The organism is Marinobacter sp. 1-4A (assembly GCF_016597725.1).
Taxonomy (GTDB): Bacteria; Pseudomonadota; Gammaproteobacteria; order Pseudomonadales; family Oleiphilaceae; genus Marinobacter.
On sequence record NZ_VCGY01000001.1, the window covers coordinates 238,078 to 256,969 of the forward strand.

At 53.8% G+C, this 18,892-nt stretch carries 21 protein-coding genes; 17 read left to right on the forward strand and 4 right to left on the reverse strand.

What is annotated here, in order from left to right; all coding sequences use genetic code 11:
• Positions 1–57 precede the first annotated feature (57 nt).
• Positions 58–609, forward strand: a complete 552-nt coding sequence (locus FE845_RS01025; RefSeq protein WP_200361063.1) for a DUF2062 domain-containing protein — start codon at positions 58–60, stop codon at positions 607–609.
• On the opposite strand, the gene lolD is transcribed toward FE845_RS01025, so the two are convergent.
• Entirely contained in the window at positions 597–1,286 is a 690-nt protein-coding gene (gene lolD / locus FE845_RS01030) for a lipoprotein-releasing ABC transporter ATP-binding protein LolD (RefSeq protein WP_413785070.1), read from the reverse strand. The genes FE845_RS01025 and lolD overlap by 13 nt on opposite strands.
• Positions 1,287–1,299: 13 nt before the next feature.
• Positions 1,300–2,541, reverse strand: a complete 1,242-nt coding sequence (locus FE845_RS01035) for a lipoprotein-releasing ABC transporter permease subunit (RefSeq protein WP_200361067.1) — start codon at positions 2,539–2,541, stop codon at positions 1,300–1,302.
• 125 nt (positions 2,542–2,666) lie between these two features.
• On the opposite strand from FE845_RS01035, the gene FE845_RS01040 reads away from it, so the two are divergent.
• The 9 genes from FE845_RS01040 to infA all read left to right on the forward strand — a co-directional run bounded on the left by FE845_RS01040 (position 2,667) and on the right by infA (position 9,798).
• A complete protein-coding gene (locus FE845_RS01040) occupies positions 2,667–3,254 on the forward strand; it encodes a PilZ domain-containing protein (RefSeq protein WP_200361069.1) in 588 nt (195 codons plus the stop codon).
• Positions 3,255–3,358: 104 nt separating this feature from the next.
• Positions 3,359–3,661, forward strand: a complete 303-nt coding sequence (locus FE845_RS01045; RefSeq protein ID WP_200361071.1) for a hypothetical protein — start codon at positions 3,359–3,361, stop codon at positions 3,659–3,661.
• A gap of 108 nt (positions 3,662–3,769) precedes the next feature.
• Positions 3,770–4,822: an agmatine/peptidylarginine deiminase gene (locus FE845_RS01050; protein ID WP_200361073.1), complete on the forward strand. Its 1,053-nt coding sequence runs from the start codon at positions 3,770–3,772 to the stop codon at positions 4,820–4,822.
• Positions 4,819–5,754 (forward strand): carbon-nitrogen hydrolase, encoded by a 936-nt coding sequence (locus tag FE845_RS01055; RefSeq protein WP_200361075.1) that lies wholly within the window; start codon positions 4,819–4,821, stop codon positions 5,752–5,754. The genes FE845_RS01050 and FE845_RS01055 overlap by 4 nt, the downstream gene beginning before the upstream one ends.
• 7 nt (positions 5,755–5,761) lie before the next feature.
• Positions 5,762–6,673 carry an AAA family ATPase gene (locus FE845_RS01060; RefSeq protein ID WP_200361077.1) on the forward strand — a complete coding sequence of 304 codons (912 nt, stop codon included), beginning with the start codon at positions 5,762–5,764 and terminating at the stop codon, positions 6,671–6,673.
• 138 nt (positions 6,674–6,811) lie between these two features.
• Entirely contained in the window at positions 6,812–7,765 is a 954-nt protein-coding gene (gene trxB / locus FE845_RS01065) for a thioredoxin-disulfide reductase (protein ID WP_200361079.1), read from the forward strand.
• A gap of 235 nt (positions 7,766–8,000) precedes the next feature.
• On the forward strand, positions 8,001–8,714 hold the full coding sequence (aat, locus tag FE845_RS01070; protein ID WP_200361081.1) for a leucyl/phenylalanyl-tRNA--protein transferase: 714 nt from the start codon (positions 8,001–8,003) through the stop codon (positions 8,712–8,714).
• Positions 8,715–9,428: an arginyltransferase gene (locus tag FE845_RS01075; RefSeq protein WP_200361083.1), complete on the forward strand. Its 714-nt coding sequence runs from the start codon at positions 8,715–8,717 to the stop codon at positions 9,426–9,428.
• A 151-nt stretch (positions 9,429–9,579) separates the two neighbouring features.
• Positions 9,580–9,798 carry a translation initiation factor IF-1 gene (infA, locus tag FE845_RS01080; RefSeq protein ID WP_096781506.1) on the forward strand — a complete coding sequence of 73 codons (219 nt, stop codon included), beginning with the start codon at positions 9,580–9,582 and terminating at the stop codon, positions 9,796–9,798.
• An 83-nt stretch (positions 9,799–9,881) separates the two neighbouring features.
• On the opposite strand, the gene clpA is transcribed toward infA, so the two are convergent.
• Both clpA and clpS read right to left on the reverse strand, forming a co-directional pair.
• Positions 9,882–12,152, reverse strand: coding sequence for an ATP-dependent Clp protease ATP-binding subunit ClpA (gene clpA, locus FE845_RS01085; RefSeq protein ID WP_200361085.1), 2,271 nt, complete (start codon positions 12,150–12,152; stop codon positions 9,882–9,884).
• 18 nt (positions 12,153–12,170) lie between these two features.
• Positions 12,171–12,530 (reverse strand): ATP-dependent Clp protease adapter ClpS, encoded by a 360-nt coding sequence (clpS, locus tag FE845_RS01090; RefSeq protein WP_200361843.1) that lies wholly within the window; start codon positions 12,528–12,530, stop codon positions 12,171–12,173.
• Positions 12,531–12,844: 314 nt separating this feature from the next.
• Between clpS and FE845_RS01095 the strand changes: the two genes are divergently transcribed.
• The 7 genes from FE845_RS01095 to FE845_RS01125 all read left to right on the forward strand — a co-directional run bounded on the left by FE845_RS01095 (position 12,845) and on the right by FE845_RS01125 (position 18,889).
• Positions 12,845–13,114 (forward strand): cold shock domain-containing protein, encoded by a 270-nt coding sequence (locus FE845_RS01095; RefSeq protein WP_200361093.1) that lies wholly within the window; start codon positions 12,845–12,847, stop codon positions 13,112–13,114.
• 170 nt (positions 13,115–13,284) lie between these two features.
• Entirely contained in the window at positions 13,285–13,923 is a 639-nt protein-coding gene (locus FE845_RS01100) for a pseudouridine synthase (protein ID WP_200361095.1), read from the forward strand.
• Positions 13,920–14,369, forward strand: coding sequence for an NUDIX hydrolase (locus FE845_RS01105; protein WP_200361097.1), 450 nt, complete (start codon positions 13,920–13,922; stop codon positions 14,367–14,369). The genes FE845_RS01100 and FE845_RS01105 overlap by 4 nt, the downstream gene beginning before the upstream one ends.
• Positions 14,370–14,420: 51 nt before the next feature.
• Positions 14,421–15,605 carry a tRNA 2-thiouridine(34) synthase MnmA gene (gene mnmA, locus FE845_RS01110; RefSeq protein WP_200361099.1) on the forward strand — a complete coding sequence of 395 codons (1,185 nt, stop codon included), beginning with the start codon at positions 14,421–14,423 and terminating at the stop codon, positions 15,603–15,605.
• Positions 15,602–16,246 carry a high frequency lysogenization protein HflD gene (hflD, locus tag FE845_RS01115; RefSeq protein WP_200361101.1) on the forward strand — a complete coding sequence of 215 codons (645 nt, stop codon included), beginning with the start codon at positions 15,602–15,604 and terminating at the stop codon, positions 16,244–16,246. The genes mnmA and hflD overlap by 4 nt, the downstream gene beginning before the upstream one ends.
• A 107-nt stretch (positions 16,247–16,353) precedes the next feature.
• A complete protein-coding gene (gene purB / locus FE845_RS01120) occupies positions 16,354–17,721 on the forward strand; it encodes an adenylosuccinate lyase (protein ID WP_200361103.1) in 1,368 nt (455 codons plus the stop codon).
• Between the two features lie 16 nt (positions 17,722–17,737).
• On the forward strand, positions 17,738–18,889 hold the full coding sequence (locus FE845_RS01125; protein ID WP_200361105.1) for a cupin domain-containing protein: 1,152 nt from the start codon (positions 17,738–17,740) through the stop codon (positions 18,887–18,889).
• Positions 18,890–18,892: the final 3 nt, after the last annotated feature.

Consider the following 18,892-nt stretch of genomic DNA (forward strand, 5'->3'; position numbering starts at 1 on the left):
CCGTCGGCGACATCCTTGACGCCGGAGTTTCATTCTACTCGAAGGTAGAGTTTCCCAATGCCGAAGAAGTTCATGAAACGCTATCTGCCATCACCTGAAAGGGTGCAAGCGATGCAATCGCTTGGATTCCTCGGCGATATCCTGAATGAACCCAACTTATGGCACATCAACCGTCACAGTGTTTCCCGCGCGTTCCTGATTGGCGTGTTTTTCTGTTTTATTCCCATGCCCTTCCAGATGCTTGCCGCAGGTTTTTTTGCCATCTGGTTTAACGCCAATCTCCCCCTCTCTGCGGTGCTGGTGTGGATCAGCAACCCGATTACCATGCCACCTATTTTTTATTTCAATTACAAAGTTGGCGCATGGGCGCTTAACCGGCCGGTTCTTAGCTTCGACTTGCAACTCTCGTGGCCGTGGCTTAGCGAGCGCCTGCTGGACATCGGCATACCGCTGTATTTGGGTTCGCTGATTGTCGCCACGGTTTCGGCATGCATCGCGTATTTGGGAATACAGTTTATTTGGCGCCGTAAAATCCGAACGGACTGGCAACTTCGGCGCAAGGCTCGCCGGGAAGAACTCCAGCGAACCCGCGGCGATCACACCTCCTGAACCAGCCGCCCCTGCTCCAGCCTCAATACCCGCCCCAAGCTTCTAGCCATCTTCATGTCGTGGGTTACCATGACAAACGCAATCCCTAGCTGGTCCCGCAAAGACTCGATAAGTGTCCGAACACCCTCACCCGTATGTTCATCGAGGTTACCGGTGGGCTCGTCCATCAACACGCAATCCGGCTCGTTCACCAACGCACGGGCGATGGCGACACGCTGGCGCTCGCCACCGGACAACTCCCCGGGCTTATGCTCCAAGCGCTCGGCAAGCCCAACTCTTTGCAAAATTGACTGTGCTCGGGAACGTGAATCGCTCACCGACATACCTCCAAGGGCACAGGGCATCATGACATTCTCGAGTGCAGTGAATTCGGGCAGCAAATGATGAAACTGGTAAACAAAGCCCAGATGCCGGTTTCGAAAGCGCGCGCGCCCAGCCTCAGACAATCGATGAATATCCCTGCCACAAATAGAGATCTGCCCCGTTGAAGGCTTGTCTAGCCCACCAAGAAGGTTTAGCAGTGTTGTTTTACCCGCACCGCTGCTACCCACAATGGCCACGGTTTCACCCGCCGTCACTTCCAACGAGATATCAGAGAATATGGTCAGTTTTTCCGGCCCCTGAGTGTAGGTACGGGTCACTTTCCGACAGTCGATTACCAGAGGTACGTCCTTCATGGCGCCGCTTTCCTTATTCATAACGAAGAGCCTCCGCAGGATCAACTCGTGACGCTCTCCACGCCGGGTAAATGGTTGCCAGCAAGCTCATGGCAAGTCCGGCGCCACTGATAACGGCTACGTCTTGCCATTGCAGCTGGGAGGGTAAGTAGCTGATAAAATAGACATCAGCACTCAGGAACTGCTGCCCGATTGCGCCCTCAAGCCAGGCAATAAATGCACTGATGTTAAGTGCACCTAAAACGCCTAGGGTGGTGCCAATCAAAATGCCAAAAACCCCAATAACCGCACCTTGCACAATGAAGATCCGCATAATTCGCCCGGGTGTTGCCCCCATGGTTCGCAGAATCGCGATATCCGCTGTTTTGTCGGTGACCACCATCACCAATGTGGACACAATATTGAATGCTGCCACCGCCACAATAAACATCAGCAACAGGCCGATCATGGTTTTCTCCATGCGAATAGCCTGAAATAAGTTGCCGTGGGTGCGAGTCCAGTCTGAAATGTAGTAACGGCCGGACAAGTCGCCCGCCGCCTCTGCGGCAACCTTGGGCGCTGCAAAAAGATCGTCGACCAACAGCCTTATTCCCTGAGCTTTGCCTCCGGTACGCATGAGTTTTGCCGCATCGTCCATGTGGATGAGCGTGTAATTACCATCCAGCTCTGCACCAACACTGAATATCCCTTTCACAGTAAAACGCTTGAGACGTGGCAACACACCTGCTGGCGTTACCGACGCTTCGGGGAGCACCACGGTTACTTTATCCCCCAACTGTAAACGTAGGCTGGACGCCATAGTCCGCCCTACAATAATGCCAAACTCTCCGGATACCAGATCATCAAGCCTGCCTTCAATCATGTGGTTTTCGATGATAGAAACCGACCGCTCCTCCTCGGGCAATATGCCATTTAGCATAACGCCCCGCACATCACCGCCACCGGTAACCATACCCTGCCCCTGAATAAACGGCGCAGCTGCTAGCACTCTTGGGTGTTGTTGTACTTGAGCATCTACCGATTCCCAGTCATCCAGCGGCCCGCTGCCCTGAATGATGGCATGGGGAACCATGCCCAGTATTCGCTGTTTGAGCTCACGATCAAAACCATTCATAACGGAGAGCACAATAATGAGTACTGCAACGCCAAGCATGAGCCCAATCATGGATGTGAGAGAGATAAAGGATATAAAGTGATTGCGCCTTTTGGCTGCGGTATAACGCAAGCCGATATACAACGATAAGGGTCTGAACATGGAGGGTTGCCTGTCGCTACCTTCAGGTCGATCGTGGTCTGGAATTCCCCCTCGCAGCCTTTCAGCGCGGAGGGAAACTGCTAAACTTTAACTACTTGCTATATTTTTCATACGCGGAGCTCCGAATGCACACCCGAGACGCACCTTCCGAACCGGCAGACAATCTACCTGAGCGTCGGGAATTTTTCCGCATCGAAGACCGCATTGGTCTGGAAGTTCGTAAGCTTTCGTCCCCAGAAGAATTCGATGACAACCTCTTTGGTGACGATCACCTCGAGAGCCTGAAAGCTGATTTCAGGCGGCTGGACCAGGACATCAAATCCCAGCTTGCCAGCCTTTCAGATCAGGACCGCCTGCTTACCGGACTGGTTAAGTCCCTCAACGGCAAGCTGGATACGCTAGCGCGCATTATGGCCTTTCAGCAAAATCCCTTGCAACCGGATGAATGGCAACACGTCACTCTGAGCGAAGGCGGTCTGGCCTTTTCCGGGCGTAGACACGCATGGCACACTGGCGATCAGATTGCGGTTCGCATGACCTTGCCACCGGAGTTGTTCCAGCCCCGCGCCATTGCGGAGGTATTGGACGTGCAGGCCAGCGAAACAGGCAGAGCAAGGGTCCATACACGCTTTATCAAAATACAAGATAGCGACCGCCAACAAATCGCCCGTCATGTGATGCGTTGGCAGATACGCCAGCGACAAAAAGAGTAGACTGGCGAAAACATGTGACTTTTGTCCCTAATTCTCGGATATTACGTTTTATCCATGTCTCCGGAGCGCTTACCGGAGACCTGCGCATGAATGGAGAAGCCTCAATGACAATAAAGCGAGTGGTAACTGGCACCTTCGCAGCCGCCATGATTCTCACTCTGGCTCCGGTATCTGGCGCCTTAGCTGAAGATCTGCGCGTGCCGGTGGGCAATCAGGCAGACAGAAGTCAGCAGAGCATGCCTCGCACAGGCATGGCACAAGCCTCGGTACGCGCCTCTTGGGGCCAACCGGATTCCGTGGAAGGTCCTGTCGGGCAACCCCCTATCAGCCAGTGGCACTACGGTAAATTTGTGGTTTATTTCGAGAGCGACAAGGTCATCCATTCGGTGCTGAAACTCCAGCGCTGAGGCCTCTGAAGCGAACGTTTTTCGCCCGGTACGCCCGGACATACATCCTGACGATACGCCGCCCTTTGTTTAGAATGGCGGCTTTTGCAATTTTAAGGTGACTATAACGTGACATCTCGACGCGTGTTGCCCGCTGAGTGGGCACCCCAAAGCGCCGTTGTGCTTACTTGGCCTCACCCAGGTACCGACTGGGCAGGGATTATGGATGAGGTAGAACCGGTATTTCTTGAAATCGCCCGCTCGATTCTTCGGTTCCAACATCTGGTTATCAGCTGTGAACACGTGGTTCGATTGCAAGAGCTGGAACGCGAACTCAACAGCTGGGCCAGCGAACTGAGCCTGCCGGGACGTGTCAGCGCGGTGCCAGCTCCGGCAAACGACACCTGGGCGCGCGATCACGGCCCCATAACCGTACTTGTAGACGGTAAGCCGACTCTGCTGGATTTTCGCTTCAACGCATGGGGCGGCAAGTTCCCCTGGGAAAAAGACGACGCCCTCAACCGACATCTTGCCAATTTCGGCGTATTTGGAGCCACTCCCATGCAGGCGGTCGACTTTGTGCTTGAGGGAGGCTCCATCGAGTCTGATGGCGAGGGCACGTTACTCGCCACCAGCGAATGCCTTTTAACCCCCTCACGCAACGCCTCCATGGACCGGGGCGCCATCGAACACACACTGGCTGAAATGCTGGGTGCAAACCGAATTCTATGGCTCAACCATGGCTATCTGGCGGGTGATGATACCGACAGCCACATAGATACATTGGCCCGCTTTTGCGCTCCAGACCATATTTGCTACGTTGTCTGCCCTGATGTCGCAGACGAACATTACAGCGCTTTGGCAGCCATGGAAGAAGACCTTCAAGAGTTTCGTCAGCGGGACGGTTCTCCCTACAAACTGACCGCGCTACCCTGGCCAGAGCCCGTATTCGGTGACGAAGGCGAACGCCTCCCGGCAACCTACGCCAACTTCCTGATCATTAACGGAGCAGTGCTGGTGCCGATATACGATGTTGCGCAGGACGAAGAAGCCATTCGCATTATGGGCGACATTTTCCCCGGCCGGGAAATCATTCCTATCAACTGTCGCCCGCTGGTAAAACAGCATGGCAGCCTCCACTGCGTGACCATGCAAATCCCCAAAGGAGTCGTCACCCTATGAGCGCTCATTCCGCCAAAACTCAAGTGACCGGCCAACTCGCAGTTGCCGCTATCCAGCAGGCATGCAGTCAAGACAAAGCCGCCAGTTTGGCAACAACAGAAATGCTGGTTCGTGAAGCCGCCGCAGGTGGTGCTCAACTGATCGTGTTGCAAGAACTGCACGCGACCCATTATTTTTGCCAGACTGAAGACACCAGCATATTCGACCTTGCCGAACCCATCCCCGGCCCGACAAGCGAACGACTCTCAGGCCTTGCCCGGGAGCTAAACGTGGTGATCGTCGGCTCTGTGTTTGAGCGCCGCATGAACGGCGTGTATCACAACACCGCCGTCGTCATCGAAACCGATGGCTCCATTGCCGGTCTTTATCGAAAAATGCATATCCCCGACGACCCCGGGTTCTATGAGAAGTTCTATTTCACGCCGGGCGATGCTCAGTTTAACGACGGCCGCAATGGCTTTTCTCCCATTGAAACCTCTGTAGGTAAGCTAGGCGTTCTCGTATGCTGGGATCAGTGGTACCCGGAAGCTGCCCGATTAATGGCCCTGGCTGGCGCTGAAATACTGATTTACCCCACCGCGATCGGTTGGGACATTACCGACGACCCAGATGAGCAAGCGCGCCAATTAGAGGCATGGGTCACCGTTCAACGGGGCCATGCCGTAGCAAACAATCTGCCCGTCATTGCGCCCAACCGCGTAGGGACTGAGCCCGACCCTACCGGGCATTCAGACGGCATTCGATTTTGGGGTAACAGCTTTATTTGCGGTCCTCAAGGCGAGTTTTTGGAACGCGCCGACGACAACTCAGAGTGCATACTGAGTGTCACCCTTGACCGCCATCGCAGTGAATCTATTCGACGCATTTGGCCGTACTTCAGAGACCGGCGCATCGACGCTTACGGCGACATTCTCAAAAGAGTGAGGGACTGAACTCGGCATGAAAAACCTGATGGACACCGTCGTTACCGAATTGAATCAAATTCTGCTGGGTAAAGAGCGTCAGGTTCGCTTGGCTCTCTGCGGCCTGCTTGCCAGCGGTCACTTGTTGATTGAAGACATTCCCGGCATGGGCAAAACCACACTGTCTCACGCCTTGGCGAAAGTTATGGGTTTGAGCTACCAACGCATTCAATTCACAAACGACCTACTGCCTGCCGACGTACTTGGCTACTCCATGTATGACAAGCAAGCCGGTAGTTTGGTGTTCCATCCGGGGCCTATTTTTGCGCAAGTTGTACTGGCAGATGAAATTAACCGTGCATCGCCGCGAACACAGAGCGCCTTGCTTGAAGCTATGGAAGAACGTCAAGTCTCCATTGAAGGCGAGACCCGGCCGCTACCCCATCCTTTCTTCGTGATTGCCACACAAAACCCCACGGAGCAAGGCGGCACTTACCCACTGCCGGAGTCTCAGCTTGACCGCTTTTTGATGCGGATAAGACTTGGCTACCCTGACCCCAGAGCTGAGAGAGAACTATTGGAAGGAGAAGACCGGCGGGTAATGACAGACCGACTTGGCACCCTGCTTTCAGAAGCTGACTTGGCGAAGCTCCAGCAAGAAGTCACCCGCGTGACCGCAAGCCCGGCGTTGCTGGATTACATCCAACGCTTGCTAGAACAAAGCCGTCGTATGCCCGGACTGCTTTACGGTTTATCACCTAGAGCGGGGCTCGGACTGCTCAGAGCCACCAAAGCCTGGGCTCTAATGGAGGGCCGGCATCACGCCTTGCCCGATGACATTCAAGCAGTGTTTCCAGCCGTTGCCGAACACCGGCTTGAACAAGGTGAGTCCGGAAAGAGCGCTGAGCGGGTGCGCCAACTGCTCGCCAGCGTATCCGTACTGGAATAACGGATAGATAGCATTGCTTTATCAGGGGAATTGACCAAAACAAATGGCAGCCGCCTGCTTTCATGGTAGCCTTTTGATCTTCCTCGCAATATTGGCTCTTAAAGAGCCCGACACGCACCGAATTAACGAGAGACACCCATGAGCGAAACCAAACACTCCCGGCTGATCATCCTCGGCTCCGGCCCCGCCGGATACACCGCCGCCGTCTACGCCGCCAGAGCCAACCTAAACCCGACCTTGATCACCGGCATCGAAGTCGGCGGCCAGCTCACCACCACCACCGACGTAGACAACTGGCCCGGCGACAACGACGGCGTACAAGGCCCTGAGCTCATGCAACGCATGCTCAAACACGCCGAGCGCTTCGAAACCAACATCGTGTACGACACCATCAACGAAGCCGACCTAAAAAACCGCCCCTTCCGCCTCAAAGGCGACAGCGGCGAATACACCTGCGACGCCCTAATCATCGCCACTGGCGCATCTGCCATGTATCTGGGCTTGGAATCTGAAGAAAAATTCAAAGGCCAAGGCGTCTCCGCCTGCGCCACCTGCGACGGATTCTTCTACAAGAAGCAGAAAGTCGCCGTCATCGGCGGCGGCAACACCGCCGTTGAAGAAGCCCTGTACCTCTCCAACATCGCCGCAGAAGTCACTCTGGTACACCGCCGTGACAGCCTACGAGCAGAGAAAATCCTACAGGACAAGCTCTTTGAAAAAGCCGAAAACGGCAACATCAACATCGTTTGGGATCACACCTTGGACGAAGTCCTAGGCGACGGCACCGGTGTAACCGGCATGCGCATAAAAAGCATGAAAGACGGCAGCACACAAGACTTTGACCTGTCTGGCGTCTTCATCGCCATCGGCCACAAACCCAACACCGGTTTGTTCGAAGGCCAGCTGAACATGGAGAACGGCTACATAAAAATCCAATCCGGCCTCGAAGGTATGGCCACACAAGCCAGCATCCCCGGCGTATTCGCTGCCGGCGACGTAGCCGACCACGTTTACCGCCAGGCGGTGACCTCTGCAGGCTTTGGTTGCATGGCGGCACTGGATGCTGAGAAGTTTTTGGATCAGCAGGTCTAGACCTAATGAGGCTAGGCAACTCCCATGATGAGAAGGTGGGGCGAGGCCAGCTCTCTGAAACTGTTGGTCTTCACCTTCACTAGATGAGGCAGGCAGGAAGCCCCTTCTGAAACTGTGCGAAGCCATGGATGGCGAAGCCAAGCGTACAAGGACGTATCCACAGCGTGTTTCAGAAGGGGCTTCCTGCCTGCCGGTACTCCCAAGTCAAAACCAGCTCGGTAAAAACTGAAGCAGAATGACCTCACTACCCTGGCTAGACCCCGACCACCTGTGGTTCCCCCCAGCCGAAGAAGCCCTAGACGACCCCGATGGCCTACTCGCTCTCGGCGGCGACCTCTCGACAGAGCGCCTAATCCTCGCCTACCGCAGCGGCATCTTCCCCTGGTACAGCGACGACCAACCCATCCTCTGGTGGTCCCCAGACCCTCGCTGCGTACTCTTCCCCGAAAACATACACATATCCCGAAGCCTGCGCCGAACACTCAACAAACGCCGCTTCCGAGTAACCACAGACCAAGCCTTCGGCCGCATCATCCGCCTATGCGCCTCCACCCGAAGCGAAGGCACCTGGATCACCGACGACATGATCGCCAGCTACTCCGCACTGCACCGCCAAGGCATCGCCCACTCCATAGAAGTATGGAACCAAAATGGCGAACTGGCAGGCGGCATGTATGGGCTCGCCATCGGTCAATGTTTCTTCGGCGAATCCATGTTTTCCCTTGAAACCAACGCCTCCAAAGTCCTCATGGTCCATCTGGCCCACCAGCTTCAGGATTGGGGCTATCGCATCATGGACTGCCAAGTGGAAAGCGACCACCTACTTACCATGGGCGCACACACCCTACCCAGAAGCGAATTTTTATCTATAATCACTAAATACGCAGATAGAAAACCGGATCAGCCCGACTGGACATTCCGCTGGCAATGGCCCGGGCCGGAGGCCTGAATGAGTAGTCTCAAAACCCTGGTATTCTTTGCAACACCAGCTCACGACTGCAGCTACCTGCCCGATCGCGAAGCGACAACCATGTTCGTAGATCCGCGTGCTCACATCGACAAAAAGCTCTATAGCCAACTTACCGCACTAGGATTTCGGCGTAGCGGGTCGCATTACTACCGGCCACACTGTGAAACGTGCAACGCCTGCATTCCAGTACGACTGAATGTAAACAACTTTCGCCCGGACCGCAGCCAACGCCGGGTTATGAAAAAGAACAACGACCTTCAATGCACTCTGGTGCCCGCAGAATTCAACGAGAGCTATTACCAGCTATACGCCCGTTACGTCGAACTCAGACACAAAGATGGCGACATGTACCCTCCCTCCCGGGAGCAGTTCATTTCATTTTTGGTAGAAGGCGCCACAGACTCTTGGTTTTTGGAGATGCGCAAAGACGGCGAGCTACTCGCTCTGGCGGCCATAGACATGCTTGATGACGGGCTCTCCGCCATATACACCGTGTTCAACCCGGCCCATGAGAGCCGCAGTTTGGGCACCTTTGCGGTTCTCTGGCAAATTGAAGAAGCCAAAAAGCGTGAACAGCCTCACCTTTACCTTGGGTATTGGATAAAGCAGTGCCAGAAAATGAATTACAAAACCCGCTTCAAGCCCATGGAAGCCTTCCATGATGGCCAGTGGCGGGTAATCAACGCCGAATAACGCAGTATGGCGTTATAAATGGTCGAATCTAGAGCCAATATGCCTCTTTTTTGAAGTCGTTAGCGAACTCACTTTGCCAAACGCTCATAAATCAGGCAGAATTGCGCAATTTAAAATTACGGAAAGTTTTCCCAACAGAGGTTTCTACTGAATGGCGAAGTCAGATGTCGTTGAAATGGAAGGTGTTATTCTTGACACCCTTCCAAACACTATGTTCCGGGTTGAGTTGAGTAATGGTCACGTTGTTACCGCTCACATTTCCGGCAAGATGCGCAAAAACTATATCCGCATCCTGACCGGGGACAAGGTCAAGGTTGAGCTAACACCTTACGACCTGAGCAAAGGCCGCATTGTGTACCGCGCCCGCTAAAGCAACGGCGACATCGCAAGAACAAAAAAACCGCTGCATTTTACTGCAGCGGTTTTTTTATGGATGGTTCCTACCAGCCGTTTTTAAACAGCTTCTGCAGGTTCATCCTCGTAGTCGAACACCAAATCGTCATCTTTAAGGCTAATGAACACATCACCACCCTTCTCAGACAAGCTGCCAAACAGAATCTGCTCAGCTAGAGGACGTTTAATCTTGTCCTGAATCAGACGCGACATAGGACGGGCGCCCATCGTCACATCATACCCCTTGTCTGCAAGCCAAGACTTAACCTCATCATCCACATGCAGCACAACATGCTTCTCGTCGAGCTGCGCTTGCAACTCTGTGAGGAATTTGTCCACTACATGAGTGATGGTTACCTTCTGCAGGTCACCAAACTGGATAATGCTATCCAAACGGTTACGGAACTCCGGCGTGAAGGTTTTGCTGATAATTTCCATACCATCACTGCTGTGATCCTGCTCGCTAAAGCCCATCGAACGGCGAGCCATGCTTTCAGCTCCGGCGTTGGTGGTCATCACGAGAATCACATGCCGGAAGTCGGCCTTGCGCCCATTGTTGTCAGTCAAAGTGCCGTGATCCATAACCTGCAACAGCAAGTTGAAGACTTCCGGATGCGCCTTCTCGATTTCATCCAGCAACAGCACACAGTGTGGATGCTTGTTAACGGCTTCTGTTAACAGACCACCCTGATCGTAGCCCACATAACCCGGGGGCGCGCCAATTAGACGGGAGACCGTATGACGCTCCATGTACTCGGACATATCGAATCGAACCAACTCAACACCGAGTGCCTTGGCAAGCTGCTTGGTAACCTCTGTTTTACCAACACCCGTAGGCCCGGCAAACAGGAAGGAGCCATCCGGCTTTTCGGGTGACTTCAAACCCGCCCGCGCCAGCTTGATTGCCATTGTGAGGGATTCAATGGCCGGGTCTTGCCCGAATACCACCATCTTGAGATCCCGCTCCAAATTCCGCAGCAAGTCTTTATCGCTACTGGAAACGTTTTTAGGCGGAATACGGGCAATTTTCGCAACCACTTCCTCGATTTCCGGGACATCAACCGTTTTCAGACGCTTGTCCTCAGACATCAGCCGCTGCCTGGCTCCGGCCTCATCAATCACATCAATGGCTTTATCCGGGAGGTGGCGATCTGTAATGTAACGATCTGCCAATTCCGCAGCCACTCGCAAAGCCTGATCCGTATATTTCAGATCGTGGTGCTTTTCAAAGTTTGGCTTCAGCCCTTTGAGAATCTGGTAGGTATCCTCAACACTAGGCTCGTTCACATCAATCTTCTGGAAGCGACGGGCCAGCGCACTGTCCTTCTCGAAGATGCCGCGGAATTCCTGATAGGTGGTGGAACCGATGCAACGGATCTCACCGGAACCCAGCATTGGCTTGAGCAGATTGGACGCGTCCATCACGCCACCAGATGCGGACCCTGCACCGATGATGGTGTGGATCTCATCGATAAACAGAATCGCGTGCTTTTGTTTCTTCAACTCCGCCAATAAGGCCTTCAAGCGCTTCTCGAAGTCGCCACGGTATTTGGTCCCTGCCAGCAAAGCGCCGAGATCCAATGAATACACTACGCCGTCGGCGATAATCTCTGGCACTTGGCCATCAACAATGCGTTTGGCCAGCCCTTCTGCAATGGCGGTTTTGCCTACACCGGCCTCACCCACAAGCAACGGGTTGTTTTTGCGGCGACGCACAAGAATCTGCACCACCCGCTCAACCTCGTGCTCACGCCCAATTAACGGATCAATGCGCCCTTGGCGGGCCTGTTCGTTTAGATTGGTTGCGTAGGTTTCCAGCGGCTTGGACTGCCCACCTTCTTCGCCAGCCTCCTCATGTGAGGCTTGCTCACTGCTATCTGGATCTTCAGCGCCTTGAACACGGGAGATCCCATGAGACACAAAGTTGACCACGTCAATCCGCGCGACGCTCTGTTTTTTGAGCACGTACACGGCCTGACTTTCCTGTTCACTGAAAATGGCAACCAGAACGTTAGCGCCGGTTACCTCTTTCTTACCGGAGGATTGCACATGGAACACAGCGCGCTGTAGCACTCTCTGAAACCCAAGAGTGGGCTGAGTCTCGCGCTCATCATCGCTACCCGGAATCAAGGGTGTTGTGGAATCCACAAATTCGACCAGCTCATCGTGGAGCTGCTTGAGGTCTGCACCGCAGGCTTTGAGAACACCCACAGCAGACTCATTCTCAAGCAGAGCTAACAATAAATGCTCTACGGTCATGAACTCATGGCGCTTGTCGCGGGCACTTTTAAAGGCCGTATTCAGCGTAATTTCAAGATCTTTGCTCAGCATGGGCCACCCCAACGTCTATCAGTCTGCACATTCAATCTCGCAAAGGAGCGGATGTTCGCATTCCGAGGAATACTGGTTCACCTGTGCCGCCTTTGTTTCCGCGATGTCCCGGGTATACACCCCGCATACTGCCTTTCCCTGCGTATGGACGAGCAGCATCACCTGCGTCGCCTTTTCTTCATTCATACCGAAGAAGGTCATTAGCACATCCACAACAAAGTCCATGGGTGTGTAGTCGTCGTTAAGAAGCATCACCTTGTATTTAGCCGGACGCTTCAGTGCAGGCTTTTCGGGAGCAACGCTGAGCTCATCGTGACGCCCTGGCAGTTCTTCCTCCCCCTGATTTAATACTAGTAGAGAATTTTCGATAGTCCGCATCATTCTTTACCGGTTATCGGTGCCTTTAATCAATGTGGTTGTCTGGACCCGGGTTTTCAAGTCAGATTCAAGCCCGAGCGTGAGGTATTTATCAATACGAACATGATACCGCTTCCGGACTGCGTTCAACCACACATTACCGCAATAGAAGCTATTGACTCGACCCCGGGTTTGGTCGACAGTTACCCAAGAGTGTTAAATAATGTAAACACACGTGCAGTTTGTGTAACAAAAACCGGTAGAAATACAGACTTTGCTGCCGGTTTTTGGAGCCAACAACAACAAGTGACAGTGAAAGAACAGGGGAGTTCATCATGCCAAGAGGCAAAGTAAAATGGTTCAACAATGCCAAAGGGTACGGCTTCATTATTGAAGATGGCTGCAGTGACGACCTGTTTGCCCATTTTTCATCCGTCCAGATAGACGGGTATAAAACATTAAAGGCCGGCCAAACCGTCAGTTTTGAGAAAAAGCCGAGCGACAAGGGTGTGCACGCCGTCAACATCGTACCGGACGAGCAAGCAGCCACCTCTAACGGGGCGTCGGATCATGCAGACTACTCACCCCGCGCTGCGAACGGCTAACCGACTGACTCGACCATTTTGTTATATAGTAGCCCTCTTGCTGAAGTAACGCTGGGGGGGCTATCTATATGCTGAGCGTTGAGCACGGGATCTATCCCGAGCTTTTCAAGCCTGCCTTTTCTACGTAATCTTCCCTGTGCTTTCAATTTCTCCGCGCTGGAACTGCCTCGATGGCCGATCTTATTCTGTTCAACAAGCCCTTTCAGGTACTCTGCCAGTTTACGGATGAACCCACTAAAGACGGGCAAAAGCGGCGCGCTACTCTAGCCGACTGGATTCGCATCCCGAACATCTACCCTGCCGGGCGGCTCGATTACGATTCCGAAGGTTTACTGCTATTGACCAGCGACGGGGGCCTGCAACATCGAATCGCATCTCCCGAACAAAAGATGCCTAAAACCTACTGGGTTCAGGTAGAAGGCGAGATTTCTGCAAGCGCAATAGACCAACTCGCCGCAGGCGTTACACTTAAAGACGGACGAACGCGGGCCGCTAAAGCCCGCGAAATGGATGAGCCAGAGCTCTGGCCCAGAGTGCCGCCCGTGCGCCAACGCAATACGGTACCCACCAGTTGGCTAGAGTTAACCATTACCGAAGGTCGCAACCGGCAGGTACGACGAATGACCGCTGCGGTTGGGTTTCCAACGTTGCGACTGATCCGCTATCGTATTGGCGACTGGTCGCTGGATGGGGTTGAGCCGGGCAAGTACCGCAAAATACCCGTTAACTTGCCTACAACGCCAAAATCCGCGAAGCGCCCGATTCCGACTAAATCAGGCAAAACGCCAAGGAGACGACGAAGCTCATGACCTGGACGCCACACGCCACGGTAGCCGTGGTTGTAGAAGACTCCAACGGCCGCTTCCTGATGGTGGAAGAACGCAGCAGTGGAAAAGTTGTATTCAATCAGCCAGCCGGTCACGTGGAAGAAGACGAGGCGATTCTCGATGCCGTGCGCCGGGAAGCTTTGGAGGAAACCGGCTGGGAGGTCGAACCCAAGCATTTTCTTGGACTCTACACCTACAAAGCACCTGCAAACGGGGTAACCTATTATCGGTTCTGCTTTATCGGCAAAGCACGACAACAGGTTACTGACGAGCTCGACACAGGGATCATTGCAGCCCACTGGTTGCCACTGGAAGACATCCGACAGCTTGGCGACAAGCTTCGCAGCCCTCTGGTTATCAAATGCATAGAAGATTACCGAAATGGCCGCTGCTATCCACTGGATGTGATCGCAGACTCGCAGACGTAACCGGCACAAAATGTTAAACTCCCGCGCTTTGCACCGGTGCCAAGAGTTGTCATGACGAATCCATCATCCGAAGTTCGCTCCCCAGAGAAAACACGCGTTATCGTCGGCATGTCCGGCGGTGTTGATTCATCGGTGGCGGCCTGGTTGCTCAAAGATCAGGGCTATCAGGTCGAAGGCCTGTTTATGAAGAACTGGGACGAGGATGACGGCACAGAGTACTGCACCGCCATGACCGACCTAGCAGACGCTCAAGCGGTGGCTGATGACATTGGAATAAAGCTTCATACCGCGAGCTTTGCCGCTGAATATTGGGATCGTGTTTTCGAACATTTCCTTTCCGAGTATCAGGCTGGCCGTACGCCCAACCCGGACATTCTTTGCAACAAAGAGGTCAAATTCCGGGCCTTTCTCGATTACGCCATTACACTGGGGGCCGACTACATTGCCACCGGGCATTACACCCGCCAGCGACCGCTCGCGGATGGTTCAGGCAACGCATTGCTGCTGAAAGGTCTGGACGACAACAAGGATCAGAGTTACTTCCTCCATGCAGTGTCCGGTGAGCGCATTGCCCGTACACTCTTCCCTGTGGGCGAACTGGAAAAGCCCGAAGTTCGCCGGATTGCCGAGCAGCAAGGCTTCATCACCCATAACAAGAAAGACTCCACCGGCATCTGCTTTATCGGCGAGCGTAAATTCAGCGATTTTCTGAAGCAGTATTTGCCCGCTCAACCGGGTGATATTGAAACCCCGGAAGGCAAAAAGATCGGTCGGCATCAGGGGCTTATGTACCACACGATAGGCCAGCGTCAGGGTCTCGGCATCGGAGGGCTCAGTGACTTTGGCGACGATCCTTGGTACGTCGCGGGCAAAGACCTGAAGCGAAACGTACTGACTGCCGTACAGGGTAAGCAGCACCCGCTTTTGTTCTCCCGTGGTTTAGTCTCAGACCCAATCGACTGGGTTGCCGGGGAGCCTCCCTCCAAGTCCTTCCGTTGCAAAGCGAAAACCCGCTATCGCCAGCCAGATCAAGACTGCGAAGTGACTGTTATTGAGGGCGGCGTAAAAGTGGTATTTGACGACGCCCAAAGAGCCGTAACACCGGGGCAATCTGTGGTTTTCTACGATGGGGACATCTGCCTTGGTGGCGGAGTGATAACAGAAACCTGGCGCGATGGCGAAGCCCTTCCCGACCGCATTTCGCAGACTCAGTTAACGCAGGAATTACCGCAATGAGCCGGTCGCTTCATGACCAAACCCTTGCACTGGCAGGCGTATTTCAAGCGGCCAATCTGGTTCAGCAGATTGCTAACAACGGCACCTGCAATCAAACCAGTTTGGAAACCTGCCTGCGCTCACTGTTTGCTACCGACCCTGCCAGCACTCTAGACGTCTATGGCGGTGAGCTTGCAGACGTACGCGAGGGCCTTGTTACACTTGCAACGGTCATGAGCGATCAAAAAAAGCAGCAGGACATTGAGGTGCTGCGCTACGTTCTCAACCTCATTCATCTTGAATCCAAGCTCAACCGGCACAGCGACATGCTGGAAGTCATCGGTAGCCGCATAGAGCAGGCTCGCCACACAGCCAGCCACTTTGGCTATGTGCATCCAAATTTAATCAGCAATCTGGCCTCCATCTACACCGACACCATCAGTACATTCAGCCTGCGTATTCAGGTAAGTGGCAACCCTTCACTACTCCAGCGCGACGAGAATGCTGCCAAAGTTCGAGCGCTTCTACTGGCAGGCATTCGGTCAGCCGTGCTCTGGAGGCAATCCGGTGGGCGTCGCTGGCAGTTGGTTTTGTCGCGCCGCAAGGTGATTGCGCATGCGCGAGAGCTTGCAGAGAAAGCAAACCGCTCATTCGATAGCTAAGGTGTTGCCACTGATTCGCCAGCCGTGCTGGTGTATTATGGACATTCTTATTTTCTAAACCCTTTTTCTAAACCCTTTTTCTGAACCGATTATTTGTGAGGTTTTCGATGGAACTCAACGCCCTGACCGCCATTTCACCGGTCGATGGACGCTATGGCAGTAAAGTCAGCGTTTTCCGTGATATTTTCAGTGAGTATGGCCTGATCAGAAACCGCGTGACGGTGGAAATCCGGTGGCTGCAAAAGCTGGCGGCGCATCCGGAAATCGCCGAGGTTCCAGCGTTCAGCTCAGAGGCTAGCGCCTTTCTTGATAAAATGGTTACCGACTTCAGCCTTCAAGATGCTGAACGTATCAAGGAGATTGAGCGCACCACAAACCACGATGTAAAAGCGGTTGAATATTTTATTAAGGAAAGAATTGCCGAAGTTCCGGAGCTGCATGCGGTTACCGAGTTTGTCCACTTTGCTTGCACTTCAGAGGATATTAACAACCTGTCCCACGCCTTGATGCTGCGCGAAGGTTTGGACAATGGCTTGCTACCCGCAATGGCCCGCGTTGCCGACAAGCTGGGCGAGCTCGCGAAAGAACATGCCGAACAACCCATGCTCTCGCGCACCCACGGCCAAACGGCGTCCCCCACCACCGTTGGTAAAGAATTAGCCAACGTGGTGTATCGACTGCACAGACAGATCAAGCAAATCCGCAACATTGAAATTTTGGGCAAGATCAACGGTGCGGTGGGCAACTACAATGCGCACATCTCTGCTTACCCTGCAGTTGACTGGGCTGCTAACGCCAAGGCGTTTATTGAAAGCCTCGGTCTGGATTTCAACCCCTACACTACCCAGATTGAACCTCACGATTACATTGCCGAGCTCTACGATGCTGTAGCCCGCTTCAATACTATTTTGATTGATCTAGACCGAGACATCTGGGGCTATATTTCACTGGGCTACTTCAAGCAAAAAACCATTGAAGGCGAAGTGGGTTCCTCAACCATGCCCCACAAGGTCAACCCCATCGACTTTGAAAACTCTGAAGGTAATTTGGGCATTGCAAATGCATTGCTTGGCCACCTGTCGGCGAAGCTACCTATCTCTCGCTGGCAGCGCGACCTAACCGACTCCACGGTGCTGCGCAATCTAGGCGTTGGTTTTGCCCACAGTTTGATTGCCTATGAAGCCACGCTGAAAGGGTTAGGTAAACTGGAAATCAACCCAGAGCGCCTGAACGAAGATTTGGACAAAGCCTGGGAAGTGCTTGCAGAGCCCATCCAGACCGTCATGCGCCGGTACAACATTGAAAAACCCTATGAAAAGCTGAAAGCTCTGACTCGTGGCAAAGCCATGACACCAGATGTAATCAGAAGCTTTGTAGAAAGCCTTGAGATGCCAGAAAGCGCAAAAGCAGAGCTGATGGCACTCACACCGGGTAACTATATCGGCAACGCCGTTGATCAGGCCCGAAACATCTAACTTGAGGAAGCATCCCATGGACATGCTTGGCGGACGTTCACCTTCGGAATTTTTAAGGGACTACTGGCAGAAAAAGCCACTGGTCATCCGTCAGGCATTTCCCGGTTTCCAATGCCCCGTGGATGCCAACGAACTAGCAGGCCTTGCCTGCGAAGAAGGAGTGGAATCGCGCATCGTTATTGAAAACGATAACGGCAAGCCTTGGCAGCTGCACAACGGCCCCTTCCCGGAAGATCACTTCAGCAAGCTACCGGCGCAAGATTGGACACTGCTGGTTCAGGGACTGGATCACTGGGTCCCGGAAGTCGCCGATCTGCTTGAGCATTTTCGTTTTGTGCCCAACTGGCGCCTTGACGACATTATGGCCAGCTATGCACCCAAAGGGGGTAGCGTGGGGCCTCACTACGATCAATACGATGTATTCCTGCTGCAAGCACAGGGACACCGGCGCTGGACCTTCGGCGGCCGCTGCGATCAAACCTCTCCCCGTGTAGAGGGCACACCCCTGCGCATACTCAGCAGTTGGGAAGGTGAAGAAACCGTGACCCTAGAGCCAGGCGATATGCTGTATCTGCCCCCGGGAATTGGTCATCACGGGGTAGCCGAGGACGATTGCATTACCCTCTCGGTAGGTTTCCGTGCGCCGACTATTGACGATCTGCTTACCGGGTTCACAGACTTCCTGTGCAACCAACCGGGCGCCGACGAGCACATGAATGATCCGGATCTCCAGATTCAAGACAACCCGGGCACCATCGCACCCGCCGTGATTGACCGGTTACGAGCCGTTCTTTCAGAAAAGCTTGAGAACAAGCGCCAACTGGCTTTGTGGTTTGGCCAATACGCCACCGCACCGAAAAACATGGATGTAGTGGTGCCTGCCGAGGAGCCAGCTTCAGATGAAGACTTCGCCGAAGCGCTTCGAGCCGGAGAACAACTGCGATGGAACGAAGGCTCTCGTTTTGCGTACCATGAAGTAGGCGACGAAACCGCCTTGTTCGCAGACGGCGAGCAATTTCTGCTCAAGGGCGATGCTCGACCACTGGCACCGTTACTATGTGCGGGCTCACGCATCGATATGAGTGCGCTGGCGCAGTTTGCCGGAGACCCGGCCCTGCTCGGCCTGCTAACAAATCTTTATAATCAGGGTTCTGTGTATTTCGAGTGATGC

Excerpts from the sequence above, each read along its gene's own strand:
- FE845_RS01035 (WP_200361067.1), bottom strand. The coding sequence starts at position 2,541 with ATGTTCAGACCCTTATCGTTGTATATCGGCTTGCGTTATACCGCAGCC.
- clpA (WP_200361085.1), bottom strand. The coding sequence starts at position 12,152 with ATGCTGAGCAAAGATCTTGAAATTACGCTGAATACGGCCTTTAAAAGT.
- infA (WP_096781506.1), top strand. The coding sequence starts at position 9,580 with ATGGCGAAGTCAGATGTCGTTGAAATGGAAGGTGTTATTCTTGACACC.
- FE845_RS01040 (WP_200361069.1), top strand. The coding sequence starts at position 2,667 with ATGCACACCCGAGACGCACCTTCCGAACCGGCAGACAATCTACCTGAG.
- FE845_RS01060 (WP_200361077.1), top strand. The coding sequence starts at position 5,762 with ATGAAAAACCTGATGGACACCGTCGTTACCGAATTGAATCAAATTCTG.
- trxB (WP_200361079.1), top strand. The coding sequence starts at position 6,812 with ATGAGCGAAACCAAACACTCCCGGCTGATCATCCTCGGCTCCGGCCCC.
- hflD (WP_200361101.1), top strand. The coding sequence starts at position 15,602 with ATGAGCCGGTCGCTTCATGACCAAACCCTTGCACTGGCAGGCGTATTT.
- FE845_RS01125 (WP_200361105.1), top strand. The coding sequence starts at position 17,738 with ATGGACATGCTTGGCGGACGTTCACCTTCGGAATTTTTAAGGGACTAC.
- FE845_RS01100 (WP_200361095.1), top strand. The coding sequence starts at position 13,285 with ATGGCCGATCTTATTCTGTTCAACAAGCCCTTTCAGGTACTCTGCCAG.
- FE845_RS01045 (WP_200361071.1), top strand. The coding sequence starts at position 3,359 with ATGACAATAAAGCGAGTGGTAACTGGCACCTTCGCAGCCGCCATGATT.
- FE845_RS01095 (WP_200361093.1), top strand. The coding sequence starts at position 12,845 with ATGCCAAGAGGCAAAGTAAAATGGTTCAACAATGCCAAAGGGTACGGC.
- aat (WP_200361081.1), top strand. The coding sequence starts at position 8,001 with ATGACCTCACTACCCTGGCTAGACCCCGACCACCTGTGGTTCCCCCCA.
- purB (WP_200361103.1), top strand. The coding sequence starts at position 16,354 with ATGGAACTCAACGCCCTGACCGCCATTTCACCGGTCGATGGACGCTAT.
- mnmA (WP_200361099.1), top strand. The coding sequence starts at position 14,421 with ATGACGAATCCATCATCCGAAGTTCGCTCCCCAGAGAAAACACGCGTT.
- FE845_RS01025 (WP_200361063.1), top strand. The coding sequence starts at position 58 with ATGCCGAAGAAGTTCATGAAACGCTATCTGCCATCACCTGAAAGGGTG.
- FE845_RS01075 (WP_200361083.1), top strand. The coding sequence starts at position 8,715 with ATGAGTAGTCTCAAAACCCTGGTATTCTTTGCAACACCAGCTCACGAC.
- lolD (WP_413785070.1), bottom strand. The coding sequence starts at position 1,286 with ATGAAGGACGTACCTCTGGTAATCGACTGTCGGAAAGTGACCCGTACC.
- clpS (WP_200361843.1), bottom strand. The coding sequence starts at position 12,530 with ATGCGGACTATCGAAAATTCTCTACTAGTATTAAATCAGGGGGAGGAA.
- FE845_RS01055 (WP_200361075.1), top strand. The coding sequence starts at position 4,819 with ATGAGCGCTCATTCCGCCAAAACTCAAGTGACCGGCCAACTCGCAGTT.
- FE845_RS01105 (WP_200361097.1), top strand. The coding sequence starts at position 13,920 with ATGACCTGGACGCCACACGCCACGGTAGCCGTGGTTGTAGAAGACTCC.